Below are 18,516 nucleotides of genomic sequence, written 5' to 3' on the forward strand. Positions count from 1 at the left end.
CTTCGTCACACCCGGTCAACACGACCACCCCCGGACCGGACACGGCCAGGCAACAAATCCACCCGACTCAGCCACCCGCGAAGTACGGAACTAGTCGGCGGTCGTCCTCACCCGTCGGAGGGGGTGTCCGGCCTGTCCGGCCTGTCCGGCTCCTTGTCGCGGCTCGGCTGCAGCCTGGACTTCACGTCGTCCGGCGGCAGGAACCTCGACCAGCGTTCCGGGAACTCGGACGGCATGTAGGGGCTGCCGCCGTCCTCGTCGTCCCCGTCGTCGTCCAGGTCGCCGTCCTGGTTCTCCGCCTGCGTCCGGGCCACGAACTCCGCGGCCTGGGCCGCCCGTACCCGGTCGTTGGCCGCGCGCGCGGCGGCCGTCGCCAGCGAGGGCCACACCCGGTCGATGGCGGCATTGACCGCCGCCCCGACCAGCACCGCGAACGCGGAGATACCGATCCACAGCAGGACGGCGATCGGCGCGGCCAACGAGCCGTAGATCGTGGGCCCCTCGACCGTACTGGTGAGGTAGATCCGCAACAGGAAACTGCCGAGCACCCACATCGCGAGCGCCACCAGCGCCCCCGGCACGTCCTCGATCCACGGTGAACGGACCGGCACGGACACGTGGTAGAGCGTCGTCAGGAACGCGATCGACAGCAATATCACCAGCGGCCAGTACAGCACGCTTATGAGCTCGGTCCCCCACGGGATGAACTCCACGACCCTGTCCGGACCGACCACGAGCAGCGGCAGCACGACGGCGCCGAGCAGCAGCGCGACGACGTACAGCAGGAAGGAGAGCAGCCGCGTCTTGACGATGCCGCGCTGGCCGTCGAGGCCGTACATCACCGTGATCGTGTCGATGAAGACGTTGACCGCGCGGGAGCCGGACCAGAGCGCGATCGCGAAGCCGATCGAGATGACATCGGGCCGCGCGCCGGTGGTGACGTCCGCGAGGAGCGGTTTGGCGAAGTCGTTCACGCCCCGCTCGCTGAGCACCGTCTGCGCGGCGTTGAGGATGTTCCGTTCGATGGAGGCGACCGTGGTGGTGTTGGTCCACTCGTCGACATAACCGAGCAGCCCGATCAGGCCGAGCAGCAACGGAGGCAGGGACAGCAGGGTGAAGAACGCGGCCTCGGCGGCGAGTCCCAGAATGCGGTACTCCATGCACGAGTTGATGGTGTCCTTGAGCAACTGCCAGACCATCTGCCGCTTGGATACGTTGCGGTAGAGGACTCGGGCGCGGTGGAGCCGCCCCGCCGGCCGCTCGGGTGTTTCATTTGCTGCCTGCACGTCCTTACCGTATCGGCATGGCAGCCACCACCCACACAGTGTCCAACCAGGTACCGCCGCTGAACGGCTACGACGTCTTCGCCGCCGACCTCGCGCTCACCGAGGCCGTGCAACGTCACATGCCACCCGAGCTCCTGGCCACGGCGCGGGTCGAGCTCGGCGAGCTGGGCAGGGCCGCGGGCTCCGCGCAGGCGCAGGAGTGGGGGGCGCAGGCGAACGGGAATCCGCCGGTGCTGCGCACCCACGACCGGTACGGCAACCGCATCGACGAGGTGGAGTTCCATCCGGCCTGGCACCGGCTGCTGGGCCATGCGGTCTCCGCAGGTCTGACCGACGCCTGGGGCAGGCCGGCCGGTCATGTCCGGCGGGCGGCCGGCTTCCTGGTGTGGACGCAGGCGGAGGCGGGACACGGCTGTCCGTTGTCGATGACGCACGCGGCGGTACCCGCGCTGCGGACCGATCCGGCGCTGGCCGCCGAGTGGGAACCGCTGCTGACGTCGACGGTGTACGAGCGGGAGCTGCGGCCCGCCGCGCAGAAGGCCGGAGTGCTCTTCGGGATGGGCATGACGGAGAAGCAGGGCGGCACGGACGTACAGTCCAACACGACGCGGGCCGAGCCGCTGGCGGCCCACGGTGAGTACCTGCTCACCGGGCACAAGTGGTTCTGTTCGGCGCCGATGTCCGACGGCTTCCTGGTGCTCGCGCAGGCGCCGGGGGGTCTGACGTGCTTCCTGCTGCCCCGGGTGCTGCCCGACGGCACCCGCAACACGTTCGCGATCCAGCGGCTGAAGGACAAGCTGGGCAACCGGTCCAATGCGTCGAGCGAGGTCGAGTTCGACGGGACGTGGGCGCGCCGGGTCGGCGACGAGGGGCGAGGGGTGCGCACCATCATCGAGATGGTGGCGGCGACGCGGCTGGACTGTGTGGTCGGTTCGGCGGCGCTGATGCGGCAGGCGGTGGCACAGGCGATCCACCACTGCACGTACCGCAGCGCCTTCGGCGGGGTGCTGATCGACAAGCCGCTGATGCGCAATGTGCTGGCCGATCTGGCGCTGGAGTCGGAGGCGGCGACGGTGCTGGCGCTGCGGCTGGCGGCCGCGTACGACGCCGACTCGGAGAGCGAGCGGGCCTTCCTGCGGATCGCGGTGCCCGCCGCGAAGTACTGGGTGACGAAGCGGTGCACACCGATGGTGGCCGAGGCGCTGGAATGTCTCGGCGGCAACGGTTACGTCGAGGAGTCCGCCATGCCCCGGCTGCTGCGCGAGGCGCCGCTCAACTCGATCTGGGAGGGCTCGGGGAACGTGCAGGCGCTGGATGTGCTGCGGGCGCTGCAGCGCGAGCCGTCGGCGCTGAACGCGTTCCTCCAGGAGGTCGGCAGGGCGCGAGGTGCCGATCACCGGCTGGACGCCGCGATCAAGGACATGCTGACGGAGCTGGCCGATCTGAACGGGATCGAGGCGCGGGCCCGTCGGCTGGCCGAGCGGATGGCTCTCGTGCTGCAGGGCTCGCTGCTGGTGCGCTGGGCACCGCCGGAGGTGGCCGACGCGTTCTGCGCGTCACGGCTGGGCGGGGACCGGGGCGCGGCGTTCGGGACGTTGCCGCACAGTCTCGATCTGGCCTCGGTCGTGGAACGGGCCCGGCCCGTCGAGCGATAGGGCCGCTCGTTCGACGGCTCGGGACGGCTCCCAGGGACCGGGGCGCGCCCCGGTCCGAGCCGGACCGGCGTTCCTGTCGAACTGGCGTCCCCGAGACTGACGTACAGCAACGGAAGGTGGTGCTGCGCCGACACGGCACCACCCTCCATGCTGTGCACACCGAACAGGGACACAGGCCCCGTCGCACGGCGTTCCGCCACTCTCGTACGGACCCGCACCCGCTCGCCAGAGTTGCAAAGGGTTGCAACCATTGTGCGGAGTGCGCAGTATCGGTCCCCTCGCAGCGGGCAGGATGGGCCCGCGGGCCGTCGAGCCGGCCCTGGCATCTGGGGGGAATGAGCGTGGAGACAAGCCCTGCCGAGGTGACGCGGTCGGCCATGCCGCAGTCCGTCGAGGCCCTGCGCATGATCCACCGGGTCAGGGCGGCCAGACTTTCCGGCGGGCGTTCACCGGCCGCCCCGAGGGCGGAGATCGGCGCCTCGTGGGACCGGGCACTGCGCAGCGGTGTCGATCCGGACCGGTCCGCCGACAGCGTGCTGCTGGAGACGGACGAGATCGAGCGCCGGCGCCGGACGTCGGCGCTGGGCGAGGTGATGCCGCTGCTGAGCGAGAGTCTGGTCTCCCTCGCGGACACCGCCCAGCAGATCGTGGTGGTCACCGATGTGGACGGCCGAGTGCTGTGGCGCCAGGGCAATACGGGGGTGCTGCGCCGGGCGGACGACATCTGTCTGGCGGAGGGCGCGGCCTGGGCCGAGGCCAGCACGGGGACGAACGCGATCGGTACGGCGCTCGTCTCGCGCGCACCGGTCCAGGTCCACTCGTCGGAGCACTTCGTGCGGAGTCTGCACAACTGGACGTGTGCGGCATCCCCGGTGCGTGATCCGCGGGACAACCGGCTGATCGGCATCGTCGACCTCAGCGGTCCGGCGTCCACCTTCCATCCGGCCTCGCTCGCCCTGGTCCGCTCGGTCGCCCGGCTCGCCGAGAGCGAGATCAAGAACCGTCATCTACAGTCGATCGACCGGCTGCGTTCGGTGGCGGCGCCGCTGCTGTGCAGGCTGGGCGGCCGGGCGCTGGCGGTGGACACCCAGGGCTGGCTCGCCGGGGTGACCGGGATGCCGCCGGTCGACCGGCTGCCGCTGCCCAAGTCGTTGCAGCCGGGCCGGGCGTGGCTGCCGTCGCTCGGCATGTGCCGCATCGAGCCGTTGCCCGGCGGCTGGCTGGTCCAGGTCACGGACGGGCCCGCGGACGAGTCGCGCCGTCGGGTGGTGCTGGATCTGAGCCGGCCGCGCGGTCTCACGGTCAATGTGGCCAGTGCCGTCAGCACCTGGACGCAGCGGCTCTCGCCCCGCCACGCGGAGCTGCTGTACGCCCTGGCGTTGCACCGCGAGGGGCGTACGGCATCGGAGCTGGCGCAGGACATCTTCGGCGACGCGACCCGGACGGTGACGGTGCGGGCGGAGATCTCACGGATCAGGCGCCATCTCGCGGAGGTGCTGGCGCACCGTCCGTACCGCTTCGGCGAGGGGGTCGAGGTAGAGGTGATCCACCCCGAGCACCCGGCCGATCTGCTGCCGCGCTCGACCGCTCCGGTGGTGGTCAGGGCGCGTACGGCCGGATAGGCCCGGTGCCGAAGGCGCCCGGCCGTCCCGAGCGTCGGGACCGGCTTGGGCCCGGCCTGCGCGGCATGGTTCCCTGGCAGCCATGAACAACCCCGCAGGCACCGCCGCCACCACCACCGAGGTGACCATCTGGTCCCTGGAACAGACCTCCCCCGACGATCTGCGCCCTGCCGCGGTCCCCGAGGGCGACGTGCGGATCGTGCGCGCGGAGGTACCACTGCCCGAGTTCAGCCGGTTCCTCTACACGGCGGTCGGCGGCGACATCCGGTGGACGGACCGGCTTTCGATGACGTACGCGCAGTGGCAGGAGGTCCTGGACCGGCCCGGGGCGGAGACCTGGGTGGCGTACGTCAACGGCACCCCGGCCGGATACATCGAACTGGACCCGCAGGACGACGGAGTGGTCGAGATCATGTACTTCGGGCTGATACCGGCCTTCCGGGGGCGCCGGATCGGCGGCCATCTGCTCTCGTACGGGGTCGCCCGCGCCTGGGACCTGGCCGAGCGCCGGCCGGAGCGGACGCCGACCAAGCGGGTCTGGCTGCACACCTGTTCCAAGGACGGCCCGCACGCGATGGACAACTACCTGCGGCGCGGCTTCCGGGTCTTCGACACGAAGGTGGAGCTGGAGCCCGAGGTGGCGACACCGGGGCCGTGGCCGGGGTCGGGGCGATAGCGCCAGGAGGGCGGCTCCGGCGCCGGCTGGGGTGAATACGGCTATTCCGGGCGCCCCGGACCGCACGGATGGGGTGATGGGCGCCACGCGTCTCGCATGACGGGACACTCTCGTCCACATCATGGATAGTGGTGGACTGCTCCGAGATGCGCGTGACACGCTTCCGTCATGTCTGGAACTGGAATTGCCTTGGTGAGTCGACGCCATGTCGACCTCGGCCGCGTATCCAGCGCCATCTGTCCGGCGAGCTGAGAGTCCCAGCACCGCCGCGTTCCCCTTTTCTCTGCAAACCCTGCGCACCGCCGCGCCTCAGCGCGAGTGTGCAGTTCAGAGCCGCCCTCCTGCAGTCCCGAAGGACGTACTGTCATGGCCGCTACCCCGGAACAGCCTGCGACCACCACGCCCCGCCGCAAGGCCGGACGCCACCGTGGCGAAGGCCAGTGGGCCGTGGGGCACCACACTCCGCTCAACGGCAATGAGCAGTTCAAGAAGGACGACGACGGTCTCAATGTGCGGACACGTATTGAGACGATCTACTCCAAGCGCGGATTCGACTCGATCGACCCCAACGATCTCCGCGGGCGCATGCGCTGGTGGGGTCTGTACACCCAGCGCAAGCCCGGGATCGACGGCGGCAAGACCGCGATCCTGGAGCCGGAGGAGCTGGACGACACGTACTTCATGCTGCGGGTGCGGATCGACGGCGGCCGGCTGACCACCGCGCAGCTGCGGGTCATCGGCGAGATCTCGCAGGAGTACGCGCGCGGCACCGCGGACATCACCGACCGCCAGAACATCCAGCTGCACTGGATCCGCATCGAGGACGTCCCGGCCATCTGGGAGAGGCTGGAGGCCGTCGGTCTCTCCACCACCGAGGCGTGCGGCGACTGCCCCCGCGTGATCATCGGTTCCCCCGTGGCGGGTATCGCCGCCGACGAGACCATCGACGGCACACCCGCCGTCGACGAGATCCACGACCGCTACATCGGCAACAAGGAATTCTCCAACCTGCCGCGCAAGTTCAAGACCGCGATCTCCGGTTCACCCGTGCAGGACGTGGTGCACGAGATCAATGACATCGCGTTCGTCGGCGTGGTCCACCCCGAGCACGGTCCGGGCTTCGACGTCTGGGTCGGTGGCGGACTCTCCACCAACCCGAGGCTGGCCGAGCGGCTGGGCGCCTGGGTGCCGCTGGACGAGGTTCCGGACGTCTGGGCCGGAGTCGTCGGCATCTTCCGCGACTACGGATACCGGCGGCTGCGCACCCGCGCCCGTCTGAAGTTCCTGATGGCCGACTGGGGCCCCGCGAAGTTCCGCCAGGTGCTGGAGGACGAATATCTGAAGCGCCCGCTGACCGACGGGCCCGCGCCCGAGCAGCCCAGCAACCGCTGGCGCGACCACGTGGGTGTGCACCGGCAGCAGGACGGCCGCTTCTACGTCGGCTTCGCGCCCAGGGTCGGCCGCGTGGACGGATCCACCCTCGCCAAGATCGCCGACCTCGCCACGGCGCACGGCTCAAACCGGCTGCGGACCACCGTCGAGCAGAAGATGCTCATCCTCGACGTGGCACAGGACCAGGTGGACTCCCTGGTCGCCGGACTGGAGGCGCTCGACTTCCAGGTGAAGCCCTCTCCGTTCCGGCGGGGCACGATGGCCTGCACCGGCATCGAGTTCTGCAAGCTGGCGATCGTCGAGACGAAGGCGCGCGGCGCCTCGCTGATCGACGAACTGGAGCGGCGCCTGCCGGACTTCGACGAGCCGCTCACCATCAACATCAACGGCTGCCCCAATGCCTGCGCCCGCATCCAGACCGCCGACATCGGCCTCAAGGGCCAGCTCGTCCTGGACGCCGACGGCAATCAGGTCGAGGGCTATCAGGTGCACCTGGGCGGCGCCCTGGGACTGGAGGCCGGCTTCGGCCGCAAGGTCCGTGGCCTGAAGGTCACTTCGGCCGAGCTTCCCGACTACGTCGAACGGGTCCTGGGTCGCTACCAGGAGGAGCGCGAGGACGGCGAGCGGTTCGCCACCTGGGCGGCGCGGGCCAGTGCGGAGTCGTTGTCATGAGCGAACGTGCCGCGCCGTTCCACTGCCCCTACTGCGGCGACGAGGACCTGCGCCCGCACGAGACCGGGCACGGCGCCTGGGAATGTGCCTCCTGCAACCGCGCGTTCCAGCTGAAGTTCCTGGGTCTGCTGACCCGTGGGCTGCGGCACGACAAGGGGGAAAGGGACGGGATATGACGGACACTCGGACAACGCAGCACACCGCGAAGGAGCTCAAGGAGCTGGCCGGACGGGCGGGCCGGGAGCTGGAGCACGCCTCCGCACCGGAGATCCTGCGGTGGGCCGCCGACACCTTCGGCAAGCGGTTCTGCGTCACCTCCTCCATGGAGGACGCGGTCGTCGCGCACCTCGCCTCACGCGCCCTGCCGGGCGTCGATGTGGTCTTCCTCGACACCGGCTACCACTTCCCCGAGACGATCGGCACCCGCGACGCGGTGGAGGCGGTGATGGACGTCAACGTCATCACGCTGACCCCGCGGCGGTCCGTGGCCGAGCAGGACGCCGAGCACGGACCCAAGCTGCACGACCGCGACCCCGACCTGTGCTGCAAGCTGCGCAAGGTCGAGCCCCTTGAAGAAGGCCTGAGTTCGTACACGGCCTGGGCGACCGGGCTGCGCCGCGACGAGTCCCCCACCCGGGCGAACACTCCGGTCGTCGGCTGGGACGAGAAGCGGCAGAAGGTCAAGATCTCGCCGATCGCCCGCTGGACACAGGACGACGTCGACGCGTACGCGGCGGAGCACGGTGTCCTCACCAACCCGCTGCTGATGGACGGCTACGCCTCGGTGGGCTGCGCACCCTGCACGCGCCGGGTGCTGGAGGGCGAGGACGCCCGTGCCGGACGCTGGGCCGGCCGGGGCAAGACCGAGTGCGGGCTGCACGACTGATGACGACTGATCAGGAGACTTCGATGAGCGTGACGGAGACGGGAGCCACCATCTGGCTGACCGGTCTGCCGAGCGCGGGCAAGACCACCATCGCGTACGAACTCGCCGGGCGGCTGCGCGGCGAGGGCCACCGCGTGGAGGTGCTCGACGGCGACGAGATACGGGAGTTCCTCTCCGCGGGTCTCGGCTTCTCCCGCGAGGACCGCCACACCAACGTCCAGCGGATCGGCTTCGTCGCCGAGCTGCTGGCGGCCAACGGCGTGAAGGTGCTGGTCCCGGTCATCGCCCCGTACGCGGACAGCCGGGACGCGGTACGCAAGCAACACCAGGCCGAGGGGACCGCATATCTGGAGGTGCATGTCGCGACCCCGGTCGAGGTGTGCTCCGTACGTGATGTGAAGGGCCTCTACGCCAAGCAGGCGGCCGGCGAGATCAGCGGGCTCACCGGGGTCGACGACCCTTACGAGGCGCCCGAGTCGCCGGATCTGCGGATCGAGTCGCACCGTCAGACCGTGCAGGAGTCCGCGGCGGAGCTGTACACGCTGCTGAGCGAGAGGGGGGCGGCGTGACGACCGTCGCGACCGTGTCGGACGGCACCGGCAATCCGTACGCACTCAGCCACCTGGACTCCCTGGAGTCCGAGGCCGTGCACATCTTCCGCGAGGTGGCAGGAGAGTTCGAGCGGCCGGTGATCCTCTTCTCCGGCGGCAAGGACTCCATCGTGATGCTGCACCTGGCGCTCAAGGCCTTCGCGCCCGCGCCCGTGCCGTTCGCGCTGCTGCACGTCGACACCGGGCACAACTTCCCCGAGGTGCTGGAGTACCGCGACCACACGGTGGCGCACCACGGGCTGCGGCTGCACGTCGCCTCCGTGCAGGAGTACATCGACGCCGGGAAGCTCCGCGAGCGCCCGGACGGCACCCGTAACCCGTTGCAGACCGTGCCGCTGACCGAGGCCATCCAGCAGCACCGCTTCGACGCCGTGTTCGGCGGCGGACGCCGCGACGAGGAGAAGGCCCGCGCCAAGGAGCGGGTCTTCTCGCTGCGTGACGAGTTCTCCCAGTGGGACCCGCGCCGCCAGCGCCCCGAGCTGTGGCAGCTCTACAACGGCCGGCACGCCCCTGGCGAGCACGTCCGGGTCTTCCCGATCTCCAACTGGACCGAGCTGGACGTCTGGCAGTACATCGACCGCGAGGGCATCGGGCTCCCGGAGATCTACTTCGCCCATGAGCGCGAGGTCTTCAACCGCTCCGGCATGTGGCTGACCGCGGGCGACTGGGGCGGCCCCAAGGAGGGCGAGCGGGTCGAGACCCGGCAGGTCCGCTACCGCACGGTCGGCGACATGTCGTGCACCGGCGCCGTCGACTCCGACGCCACGACGCTGGACGCCGTGATCACCGAGATCGCCGCCTCCCGGCTCACCGAACGGGGCGCGACGCGCGCCGACGACAAGATGTCCGAGGCCGCGATGGAAGACCGCAAGCGCGAGGGGTACTTCTAGGATGACCATACCCACCCGGCACACGGAGCAGTTGTCGACCACCACCCTGCTGCGGTTCGCCACCGCGGGGTCCGTCGACGACGGCAAGTCCACCCTCGTGGGGCGGCTTCTGCACGACTCCAAGTCCGTCCTCACCGACCAGCTGGAGGCCGTCGAGCACGCCTCGCGCAGCCGGGGCCAGGAGGCGCCCGACCTGGCGCTGCTGACCGACGGGCTGCGGGCCGAGCGTGAGCAGGGCATCACCATCGATGTCGCCTACCGCTACTTCGCGACCCCGCGCCGCCGGTTCATCCTGGCCGACACCCCGGGGCACGTGCAGTACACCCGGAACATGGTGACCGGGGCCTCGACCGCCGAGCTGGCCGTCGTCCTGGTCGACGCCCGCAACGGAGTGGTCGAACAGACCCGCCGCCATGCCGCGGTCGCCGCGCTGCTGCGGGTGCCGCATGTGGTGCTGGCCGTCAACAAGATGGACCTGGTCGACTACGCGGAGCCCGTCTTCGCCACCATCGCCGAGGAGTTCACCGCGTACGCGGCGTCCTTGGGCGTCCCCGAGATCACCACGATCCCGATCTCCGCACTCGCCGGTGACAACGTCGTGGAGCCGTCCGCCGAAATGGACTGGTACGGCGGCCCGACCGTCCTGGAACACCTGGAGACGGTGCCGGTCAGCCATGACCTCACCGCCTGCCACGCCCGTTTCCCGGTCCAGTACGTCATCCGCCCGCGGACCGCCGAGCATCCGGACTACCGGGGCTACGCGGGACAGATCGCGGCCGGTGCGTTCCGTGTCGGCGAGGCCGTCACCGTGCTGCCCTCGGGCCGTACGACGACGGTCACCGCGATCGACGCGCTCGGCGAGAGCGTGGACATCGCCTGGGCGCCCCAGTCGGTGACGATCCGCCTGGCCGACGACATCGACATCTCCCGCGGTGACCTGATCGCGCCGGCCGGCGACGCGCCCGCGGTCACGCAGGATGTCGAGGCGACCGTCTGCCATGTCGCCGACCAGCCGCTCACCGTCGGCCAGCGGGTGCTGCTCAAGCACACCACCCGCACCGTCAAGGCGATCGTCAAGGACATCCCCTCGCGCCTCACGCTGGACGACCTCTCCCAGCACCCGGCGCCCGGCCGGCTCGTCGCCAATGACATCGGCCGGATCGTCGTCCGCACCGCGGAGCCGCTCGCCCTCGACGCGTACGCGGACTCCCGGCGCACCGGTTCCTTCCTGCTGATCGACCCGGCGGACGGCACCACGCTGACGGCCGGCATGGCCGGTGCCTCGTTCGCCGCCGCGGTCGGCCCCCAGGCCACCGTCACGGCCGCCGACGACGACGCCGAATGGGACTTCTGATGAATATCGACATCTACTCCACGTTCGCCAAGGAGGGCGGTCGCGTCGGCAGCGGCCCCCTCGGGAGGGGGTACCCCCTGTTCGAGCGGATTCGAGAACTTGGGGGAGGCCAGGGCGGGGTCGCGCGATGTGCGCGATGACGTACGCGCACTGCCTGCGCGCCCACTCGCACCAACCGCACCACCAGCACGGCCAGTTCAGACGAAGACCTGCCGACCTCCCGGCCGCGTCCCCGTAGATTCCGAGGGATGTGAGCACCGGGCCAACGAGAGGAAAGCCTCCCGTGCCTGCTCCCCGTACCCCACTGCGCCGCAGTCTCTGCGCGGTCGCCGCCCTGCCGCTGCTCGCCGTCGCGCTCACCGCCTGCGGCTACGGCTCCGAGGCGAAGAACGACGACTCCAGGACGCCGGACGTCGCCGCCGACGCGAAGAAGCTCTCCACGGACACCGTGCGGATCGGCTATTTCCCCAACCTGACGCACGCCACCGCACTGGTCGGCGACCAGGAGGGGATCTTCCAGAAGGAACTCGGCGGCACCCGGCTCAAGACCTCGCAGTTCAACGCCGGCCCTTCCGAGATCGAGGCGCTCAACGCCAAGTCGATCGACATCGGTTTCATCGGCCCGTCGCCCGCGATCAACGGATTCACCAAGTCCAAGGGCAAGAACCTGCGGATCATCGGCGGTTCCGCCTCCGGCGGGGTGAAGCTCGTCGTCGACCCGAAGAAGATCAAGACCCTGGACGACCTCAAGGGCAAGAAGATCGCCACCCCGCAGCTCGGCAACACGCAGGACGTGGCCTTCCTCAACTGGATCTCCGAGAAGGGCTGGAAGGTCGACGCCCAGAGCGGCAAGGGTGACGTCTCCGTCATCCGTACGGACAACAAGGTGACCCCGGACGCCTACAGGTCCGGTTCCATCGAAGGTGCCTGGGTCCCCGAGCCCACCGCGTCCAAGCTGGTCGCCGAGGGGGCCAGGGAACTGCTCGACGAGTCGGCCCTGTGGCCCGACAACAAGTTCGTGATCACGAACATCATCGTGTCGCAGCAGTTCCTGAGCGAGCACCCCGACGTCGTCGAGGCGGTGCTGCGCGGTTCGGTGAAGACCAACGCGTGGATCAACGCCAACCCGGACAAGGCCAAGGCCGCCGCCAACGCCGCGCTCAAGGAGCTGACCGGCAAGGCGCTGCCCCCCGAGGTCCTCGACCCGGCGTGGAAGTCGATCCGGATCACCGACGACCCGCTGGCCGCCACGCTGGACGCGGAGGCCGCGCACGCGGTGAAGGCCGGACTGCTGGAGAAGCCGGACCTCAACGGCATCTACGACCTGAAGCCGCTGAACAAGGTCCTGAAGGCCGCGGGCAGGCCCGAGGTCGCCGACGCCGGTCTCGGCGTCAAGTAAGCCACCGAACCCAGGATTCCCAGGAGGTGACGACCATGGCGACCACCCTCACCAAGGCCGAGGACCGTACAGCGGTCGGGCACGCCGCCCGTATCACGCACGTCTCCAAGTCCTTCGGCGGGCCGGAGGGGCAGCAGCTCGTCCTCGACGACATCACGCTCGATGTCGCACCGGGCGAGTTCATCACCCTCCTGGGGGCCTCCGGGTGCGGCAAGTCGACCCTGCTCAACCTGGTGGCCGGACTCGACCGCCCGACCGCGGGGTCCATCGAGACCCCCGGCGGGCGGCCGGCCCTGATGTTCCAGGAGCACGCCCTGTTCCCGTGGCTGACCGCGGGCAAGAACATCGAACTCGCGCTGCGGCTGCGCGGCGTGGCCAAGTCGGAGCGCCGCACGGAGGCGGAGCGGCTGCTCGAACTCGTACGGCTGGGCGGGGCGTACGGGAAGCGGGTGCACGAGCTGTCGGGCGGGATGCGGCAGCGGGTGGCCCTGGCACGGGCCCTCGCCCAGGACAGCCAACTGCTGCTGATGGACGAGCCGTTCGCGGCGCTCGACGCCATCACCCGGGATGTGCTGCACGGCGAGCTGACCCGGATCTGGCGCGAGACGGAGCTCTCGGTCCTCTTCGTCACCCACAACGTGCGCGAGGCGGTGCGGCTCGCCGAGCGGGTCGTCCTGCTGTCGTCCCGCCCCGGCAGGATCGCCCGTGAATGGACGGTCGACATCGAGCAGCCGCGCCGTATCGAGGACAACGCCGTCGCGGAACTGTCCGTCGAGATCACCGAACAACTGCGTGGGGAGATCCGCCGTCATGGCCAGCACTGACACGAAGCCCGACGACCTGGCCGGTCTGGAGGCCGGACTCGACGCGCTGGACGCCGTGCAGGTGCGCCGTACCCCGGTGCGCGAGGTGCTGCTGCGCAAGGTGCTTCCGCCGGTGCTCGCGGTGGCGCTGGTGGTCATCGTCTGGCAACTGCTGGTCGAGGCCCAGGTCACCGACGACTACAAGCTGCCCTCACCGGCCGCGGTGTGGCACAGCGCGTCCGACATGTGGCTCCAGGGGACGCTTCTGGAGGTCGTCTGGACCAGCATCTCGCGTGGTCTGCTCGGCTTCCTGATGGCCGTGGTCATCGGCACGCCCCTGGGTCTGCTGGTCGCCCGGGTGAGGTTCGTACGGGCGGCGATCGGCCCGATCCTGTCCGGGCTGCAGTCCCTGCCGTCGGTCGCCTGGGTGGCGCCGGCCGTGATCTGGCTCGGGCTGAACGACAGGATGATGTACGCGGTGATCCTGCTGGGCGCCGTCCCCTCGGTCGCCAACGGGCTGGTGTCCGGCGTCGACCAGGTGCCCCCGCTGTTCCTCAGGGCGGGCCGCACGCTCGGCGCGACCGGGCTGCGCGGGACCTGGCACATCGTGCTGCCGGCCGCGCTGCCCGGCTATCTCGCGGGGCTCAAGCAGGGCTGGGCGTTCTCCTGGCGTTCGCTGATGGCCGCCGAGATCATCGCGTCCTCCCCGGACCTCGGGCTGGGGCTGGGACAGCTGCTGGAGAACGGCCGCAACAACGCGGACATGCCCGGCATCTTCCTCGCCATCATCCTGATTCTGTTCGTCGGCATCGCGATCGATCTGCTGTTCTTCAGTCCGCTGGAGCGGTGGGTGCTGCGCAGCCGCGGTCTCCTCGTCAAGAACTGAGTCACACCATGCCCGCCCCGGTCCTCCTCGTCATCGCCCACGGCAGCCGCGACCCACGGCACGCAGCGACCGTGCACGCGCTCACCGCGCGGGTGCGGTCGCTGCGGCCGGGGCTGCGCGTGGAGACCGGCTTCCTGGACTTCAACGCGCCTTCGGTACCCAGGGTGCTGGAGCGGCTGGCCGCCCAGGGAGCCGGGGACGTCATCGCGCTTCCCCTGCTCCTCACGCGGGCCTTCCACGCCAAGTCCGACGTCCCCACGGTGCTGCACGAGGCCCGGACCCGCCTGCACCGGCTGCGCATCGTGCAGGCCGAGGTGCTCGGTCCGTCGCCGTTGCTGAACTCGGCGCTGGAACGGCGGCTGTCCGAAGCCGGGATCCGTCCCGGTGAGCGGCGCTCGACCGGGCTCGTCCTGGCCTCGGCGGGCTCCACAGACCCGGAGGCGATCGCAGTGATCGCTGAAATCGCGCGGGAGCTGCGGCACACCGGTTGGTGTTCCGTGCGGCCTGCGTTCGCCTCCGCATCCCTTCCGCGAACCGAGGACGCGGTACGCGCCCTGCGGGCCGAGGGTGTGCGGCGGGTGGCGGTGGCCCCGTACGTCATCGCACCCGGCCGGCTCCCGGACCGTATCGCCGCGGGCGCCGCCGGTGCGGACGTGCTGGCCGATGTGCTGGGCGCGTCACCGGAGCTGGCGCGACTGCTGCTGACCCGGTACGACGAGGCCCGCGTTCCGCTCGCGCCGCCCGCCTCGCTCAGCGCCTGAGACCGACCGGCACATGGGGCTCGCGTGCCCCGGTGCCGCGCCTCAGAGCCTGTCGGGCGGCCACGCCCGATCAGAGGCCGCCCGACAGGCTCTCAGCCCACATCGAGGCTGCCGGTGCGGGTGCGCTTGAGCTCGAAGAGATCCGGATTCCCGGCGAGCACCCGGAAGCTGTCGAAGAGGCGTGCGGCCTCCTCGCCGCGCGGCACAGCCCGCAGGACCGGCCCGAACCAGACCGACCCGTCGACGTGGATCGTGGGAGTACCGACGTAGGCGTCCGCCTGCGGATCCTTGCCGGCGTCGTGGCTGCGCCGCAGCGCATCGTCGTACGTCCCCGAGTGCGCGGCAGCTGCCAGCGCGGCGGGCAGACCCAGTTGCGCGAGGGATTGCACGATCACCTCGTCGAAGTCCTCGTTCTTCTGCTGGTGGATGCGGCTGCCCATGGCGGTGTAGAGATCGCGGAGCACCGCGTCGCCGTGGTCGGCCGCCGCCGCGACAGCGACCCGTACCGGGCCGATCGACCTGTCGACCAGTTCCCGGTACCAGTCGGGGAGTTCATTGCCGATGTTGTGCAGATAGAGGCTCATGACATGGAAGCGGAGCTCGATGTCCCGCTGCTGCTCCACCTCCAGCATCCAGCGGGAGGTGATCCAGGCGAACGGGCAGGCCGGGTCGAAGTAGAAGTCGACGACGGTCCTGCCCGTGTCCGGGGTGCGGTGAGTGGTCATGCGTCGAGCCTAGCCACGTATTGGCGTACCCTTCCGGGCCATTCACCGACCAGTCGACTGGGCCATTTTCAGGCCCGGCTCCAGTGTGGGTCGCGTCCGCTGAGGGCCAGTGCCCGATCGAGCACGGAAGCCGATCCGGGCACCGTCACCTCGTCGGCGAAGCCGTTGTACTGCCGGTAGAGCGCGGCGGAACCGTCGACGACTTCGAGGAGGTAGGCCGCCGCCGCGTCGGACAGCCGGAACTCCTGCCCGGTGGCCCGTGCCACGTCCCAGGTGTGCAGGGCCGTCTCCTCGATGAGCATCGCGGCGATCTCGGGGGCCGGGGTCGTCGAACTCCCCAGGTCGATCTCGCCCTCCCAGACCGCCGGGTTGGACCAGGCGGCGACGGCGCGGTCCAGCTGGGCCGCGTACGTCTGCGCCCAGTCGGCGTCGGCGGTGAAGTCACGGTCGACGAGTTCGTCGGGGAGGTCCTTGCGCAGGGCGCGGTGCTCCAGGCCGTACGAGGTGTAGAGCACCCAGTGGTTGATGAGTCCGCGCAGGTCCCACTCGCCGCAGGGGGTGGTGGACAGGTCGAGCTGTTCGGCGCTGATGGAGCGGGCGATCCGGGCCGCCTCGGCAGCGCATTCGGTCATGTGAGCGTGTTCGTTCTTCATGCGCTCCAGGCTAGGACCGACCGCTGACAGCGGTCTTGAAGAAAAGCGACGCCGACCGCGGAGCCGCGGATTCAGCAGGCGGCGTCGACGAGAGCGACGAGCTCGGCCACGGACATCGAACCGGGTTCCCGGCGCTCGCTCGCGAAGATGTTCGCGATGCGCCGGAGTGCGTCGTTGACCGGTGGGTACGCCGTGGAGCCGGCCGAGCAGCACGATCTCGGCGTTGAGATGGTCGGCCGCGAGCACGGCTCGGCCCTCGGCGAGCGCCCGCTCGAACAGGGCGAACGCTTCCGGTTCGGTGAGCCGGCCGGTGACGGCCTCGATCGCGTCGGCGAGGTTGGAGTGCAGCTTGCCGTACTTCCAGCGCATCACGTCCGGCACGACCGGCGCGAGCAGCTTCGACTTCTCCAGGTCCGCGGCGATCAGCCGGGCCGTCTCGTCGGTCCCTGTGAGGTCGACAACTCCTCTGACACTACTGTTCCCGTCATGTCTTCCACGTCACAGCCTCTCGACCATGTGTTCCTGCTCGGTGGCGAGCTGCCCGTACGTCGGCTCGGCTACGGCACCGCCCAGCTGACCGGCCCCGGATACTGGGGGCCGCGCGGTGCCCGGAGGGACGCCGTGACCGTGTTGCGGGCGGCCGTCGAGCAGGGCGTCACGCTCATCGACACCGCCGACAACTACGGCCCCGCGCTGGCCGAGGAACTGGTCACCGAGGCCCTCCACCCGTACCCCGGGGAACTGGTGATCGCAACCAAGGGCGGGGTGGTGCGCACCAGCGACAGCACCTGGCACATCACGGGCCGTCCGGAGCAGCTGCGGGCGATGTGCGAGGCCAGTCTGCGGCGGCTGCGGACGGACCAGATCGACCTCTACCAGCTGCACCGGCTGGACCCGGACGTGCCCATGGCCGACCAGTTGGGCACCCTCGACACGTTGAGGCAGGAGGGTAAGATCCGGTACATCGGTCTGGACACCCTCACCGCCGACCAGCTGGAGCAGGCTCTCTCCCTGACCGGGATCGCCTCGGTGCAGAACCGCTTCAACCTCCTCGACCGTTCGTCGGACGCGGTACTGAAGATGTGCGAGACCCACGGCCTCGCCTTCCTGCCCTGGTTCCCACTGGCCAACGGCGCTCTGACCGGCGAGGCAGCCACGGCGCTCGCCGATATCGCCGAGCGACACGATGCCACTCGCGGGCAGATCGCCCTCGCCTGGCTGCTGCACCGCTCCCCCGTGCTGTGCCCGACCCCGGGCACCGGTTCGCCCACCCATCTGGCGGAGAACCTGGGGGCCCGTGACATCAGTCTGTCGGCCGAGGACATGAGCCGCCTGGAGGCGCTCGCACCCGCATGAAGGAGTTCCCGCACATGACCACACACACCACGGCCGCAGTGCCCGGCCCCGTCGGCGCCCCCGGTCCGCCCGCCGCCGTCCCGGTGATCCGGGCCGACGGCGTCTCGCTCGTGCGGGACGGCGCCGTCCTGCTCGACGCGGTCTCCCTGACCGTGCGCAGCGGCGAGCACTGGGCCCTGCTGGGTGCGAACGGGGCGGGAAAGAGCACGCTGCTGGGGCTGCTCGGCGCGGTCAACCATCCCACCAGGGGCTCGGTCGAGGTGCTGGGGCGCACACTGGGGCGGGTCGATCTGCGGGAGCTGCGGTCGATGCTCGGGCATGTCAATCCGCGCCATCCGCTGCGTTCCCCGCTGTCGGTGCGCGAGGTCGTGCTGACCGGCCTGACCAACTCGGTCGAGCCGGTGCCGCGCTGGTCCGCGAGCACGGAGCAGCGAGCCCAGGCGGATCGGCTGCTGAAGATGCTCGGCATGGGCGGCAAGACCGGATCGCGCTGGCCCGCGCTCTCGCAGGGGGAACGGGGACGTACGCTCATCGCCCGCGCCCTGATGCCACGACCTCAGCTGCTGCTGCTCGACGAGCCGGCCACGGGCCTCGATCTCGCCGCCCGTGAGCAGTTGCTCGACAGCCTGGACACACTGCGCGAGGAGCATCCGGAGCTGGCGACGGTCCTGGTCACGCACCATCTGGAGGAGTTGCCGGCCTCCACCACGCACGCGATGCTGCTGCGCGGCGGAAGGTGTGTGGCATCGGGTCCGGCCGACGAGGTGCTGACCACCGATCAGGTCAGCCACTGCTTCGGACATCCGGTGCGGATCTCCCGTACGGACGGCCGGTGGACGGCGCGGGCGCAGCGCGTCACCCGTCGCTGAGCGGGCTACGGCCTCTCGGG

General features: G+C 70.2%; 19 protein-coding genes and 1 pseudogene. 16 read left to right on the forward strand and 4 right to left on the reverse strand.

Annotation, left to right across the window (positions count from 1 at the left end):
- Nucleotides 1-107: 107 nt before the first annotated feature.
- Nucleotides 108-1,286 (reverse strand): YihY/virulence factor BrkB family protein, encoded by a 1,179-nt coding sequence (locus tag ABZ826_RS16550; RefSeq protein ID WP_361447756.1) that lies wholly within the window; start codon nucleotides 1,284-1,286, stop codon nucleotides 108-110.
- A gap of 17 nt (nucleotides 1,287-1,303) precedes the next feature.
- Here ABZ826_RS16550 and ABZ826_RS16555 point away from each other — a divergent pair, with 17 nt between their 5' ends.
- The 14 genes from ABZ826_RS16555 (at nucleotide 1,304) to ABZ826_RS16620 (ending at nucleotide 14,893) form a co-directional block, all read left to right on the forward strand.
- Nucleotides 1,304-2,941, forward strand: a complete 1,638-nt coding sequence (locus ABZ826_RS16555; protein ID WP_361447759.1) for an acyl-CoA dehydrogenase family protein — start codon at nucleotides 1,304-1,306, stop codon at nucleotides 2,939-2,941.
- A gap of 377 nt (nucleotides 2,942-3,318) precedes the next feature.
- Nucleotides 3,319-4,563: a GAF domain-containing protein gene (locus ABZ826_RS16560; protein WP_361448090.1), complete on the forward strand. Its 1,245-nt coding sequence runs from the start codon at nucleotides 3,319-3,321 to the stop codon at nucleotides 4,561-4,563.
- A gap of 82 nt (nucleotides 4,564-4,645) precedes the next feature.
- Nucleotides 4,646-5,239: a GNAT family N-acetyltransferase gene (locus ABZ826_RS16565; protein WP_361447762.1), complete on the forward strand. Its 594-nt coding sequence runs from the start codon at nucleotides 4,646-4,648 to the stop codon at nucleotides 5,237-5,239.
- A 168-nt stretch (nucleotides 5,240-5,407) separates the two neighbouring features.
- Nucleotides 5,408-5,491, forward strand: a complete 84-nt coding sequence (locus ABZ826_RS16570; RefSeq protein ID WP_311203059.1) for a putative leader peptide — start codon at nucleotides 5,408-5,410, stop codon at nucleotides 5,489-5,491.
- A 114-nt stretch (nucleotides 5,492-5,605) separates the two neighbouring features.
- A complete protein-coding gene (locus ABZ826_RS16575; RefSeq protein WP_361447765.1) occupies nucleotides 5,606-7,303 on the forward strand; it encodes a nitrite/sulfite reductase in 1,698 nt (565 codons plus the stop codon).
- Nucleotides 7,300-7,479 (forward strand): hypothetical protein, encoded by a 180-nt coding sequence (locus ABZ826_RS16580; protein ID WP_361447768.1) that lies wholly within the window; start codon nucleotides 7,300-7,302, stop codon nucleotides 7,477-7,479. The genes ABZ826_RS16575 and ABZ826_RS16580 overlap by 4 nt, the downstream gene beginning before the upstream one ends.
- On the forward strand, nucleotides 7,476-8,189 hold the full coding sequence (locus ABZ826_RS16585; protein ID WP_361447771.1) for a phosphoadenylyl-sulfate reductase: 714 nt from the start codon (nucleotides 7,476-7,478) through the stop codon (nucleotides 8,187-8,189). Before ABZ826_RS16580 ends, ABZ826_RS16585 begins: the two co-directional genes overlap by 4 nt.
- 23 nt (nucleotides 8,190-8,212) lie before the next feature.
- Nucleotides 8,213-8,758 (forward strand): adenylyl-sulfate kinase, encoded by a 546-nt coding sequence (gene cysC / locus ABZ826_RS16590; RefSeq protein WP_361447774.1) that lies wholly within the window; start codon nucleotides 8,213-8,215, stop codon nucleotides 8,756-8,758.
- On the forward strand, nucleotides 8,755-9,690 hold the full coding sequence (gene cysD / locus ABZ826_RS16595; protein WP_361447777.1) for a sulfate adenylyltransferase subunit CysD: 936 nt from the start codon (nucleotides 8,755-8,757) through the stop codon (nucleotides 9,688-9,690). Before cysC ends, cysD begins: the two co-directional genes overlap by 4 nt.
- Before the next feature lies 1 nt (nucleotide 9,691).
- Nucleotides 9,692-11,044 (forward strand): GTP-binding protein, encoded by a 1,353-nt coding sequence (locus tag ABZ826_RS16600; protein ID WP_361447780.1) that lies wholly within the window; start codon nucleotides 9,692-9,694, stop codon nucleotides 11,042-11,044.
- Nucleotides 11,045-11,327: 283 nt separating this feature from the next.
- The gene (locus tag ABZ826_RS16605; protein WP_361447783.1) at nucleotides 11,328-12,443 is read left to right on the forward strand and encodes an aliphatic sulfonate ABC transporter substrate-binding protein; all 1,116 of its coding nucleotides are present in this window, start codon (nucleotides 11,328-11,330) and stop codon (nucleotides 12,441-12,443) included.
- 35 nt (nucleotides 12,444-12,478) lie between these two features.
- Complete coding sequence (locus ABZ826_RS16610) at nucleotides 12,479-13,267, forward strand: ABC transporter ATP-binding protein (protein ID WP_361447786.1); 789 nt, start codon at nucleotides 12,479-12,481, stop codon at nucleotides 13,265-13,267.
- Nucleotides 13,254-14,132 carry an ABC transporter permease gene (locus ABZ826_RS16615; RefSeq protein WP_361447789.1) on the forward strand — a complete coding sequence of 293 codons (879 nt, stop codon included), beginning with the start codon at nucleotides 13,254-13,256 and terminating at the stop codon, nucleotides 14,130-14,132. Before ABZ826_RS16610 ends, ABZ826_RS16615 begins: the two co-directional genes overlap by 14 nt.
- Before the next feature lie 8 nt (nucleotides 14,133-14,140).
- Nucleotides 14,141-14,893 carry a sirohydrochlorin chelatase gene (locus ABZ826_RS16620; RefSeq protein ID WP_361447792.1) on the forward strand — a complete coding sequence of 251 codons (753 nt, stop codon included), beginning with the start codon at nucleotides 14,141-14,143 and terminating at the stop codon, nucleotides 14,891-14,893.
- Between the two features lie 92 nt (nucleotides 14,894-14,985).
- Here ABZ826_RS16620 and ABZ826_RS16625 read toward each other — a convergent pair whose 3' ends face one another.
- From ABZ826_RS16625 to ABZ826_RS16635, 3 genes and pseudogenes are all read right to left on the reverse strand, one after another.
- Complete coding sequence (locus ABZ826_RS16625) at nucleotides 14,986-15,618, reverse strand: DsbA family protein (RefSeq protein WP_361447795.1); 633 nt, start codon at nucleotides 15,616-15,618, stop codon at nucleotides 14,986-14,988.
- 68 nt (nucleotides 15,619-15,686) lie between these two features.
- Nucleotides 15,687-16,271 carry a TIGR03086 family metal-binding protein gene (locus tag ABZ826_RS16630; protein WP_361447798.1) on the reverse strand — a complete coding sequence of 195 codons (585 nt, stop codon included), beginning with the start codon at nucleotides 16,269-16,271 and terminating at the stop codon, nucleotides 15,687-15,689.
- Nucleotides 16,272-16,342: 71 nt separating this feature from the next.
- Nucleotides 16,343-16,718, reverse strand: a pseudogene (locus ABZ826_RS16635) (ketopantoate reductase family protein); the annotation flags it as partial.
- A 39-nt stretch (nucleotides 16,719-16,757) separates the two neighbouring features.
- Between ABZ826_RS16635 and ABZ826_RS16640 the strand changes: the two are divergent.
- Entirely contained in the window at nucleotides 16,758-17,627 is an 870-nt protein-coding gene (locus ABZ826_RS16640; RefSeq protein WP_361447801.1) for an aldo/keto reductase, read from the forward strand.
- Nucleotides 17,628-17,641: 14 nt separating this feature from the next.
- On the forward strand, nucleotides 17,642-18,496 hold the full coding sequence (locus tag ABZ826_RS16645; protein WP_361447804.1) for an ATP-binding cassette domain-containing protein: 855 nt from the start codon (nucleotides 17,642-17,644) through the stop codon (nucleotides 18,494-18,496).
- Nucleotides 18,497-18,516: the final 20 nt, after the last annotated feature.

The sequence above is a fragment of the Streptomyces sp. NPDC047515 genome (assembly GCF_040643055.1).
Taxonomy (GTDB): domain Bacteria; phylum Actinomycetota; class Actinomycetes; order Streptomycetales; family Streptomycetaceae; genus Streptomyces.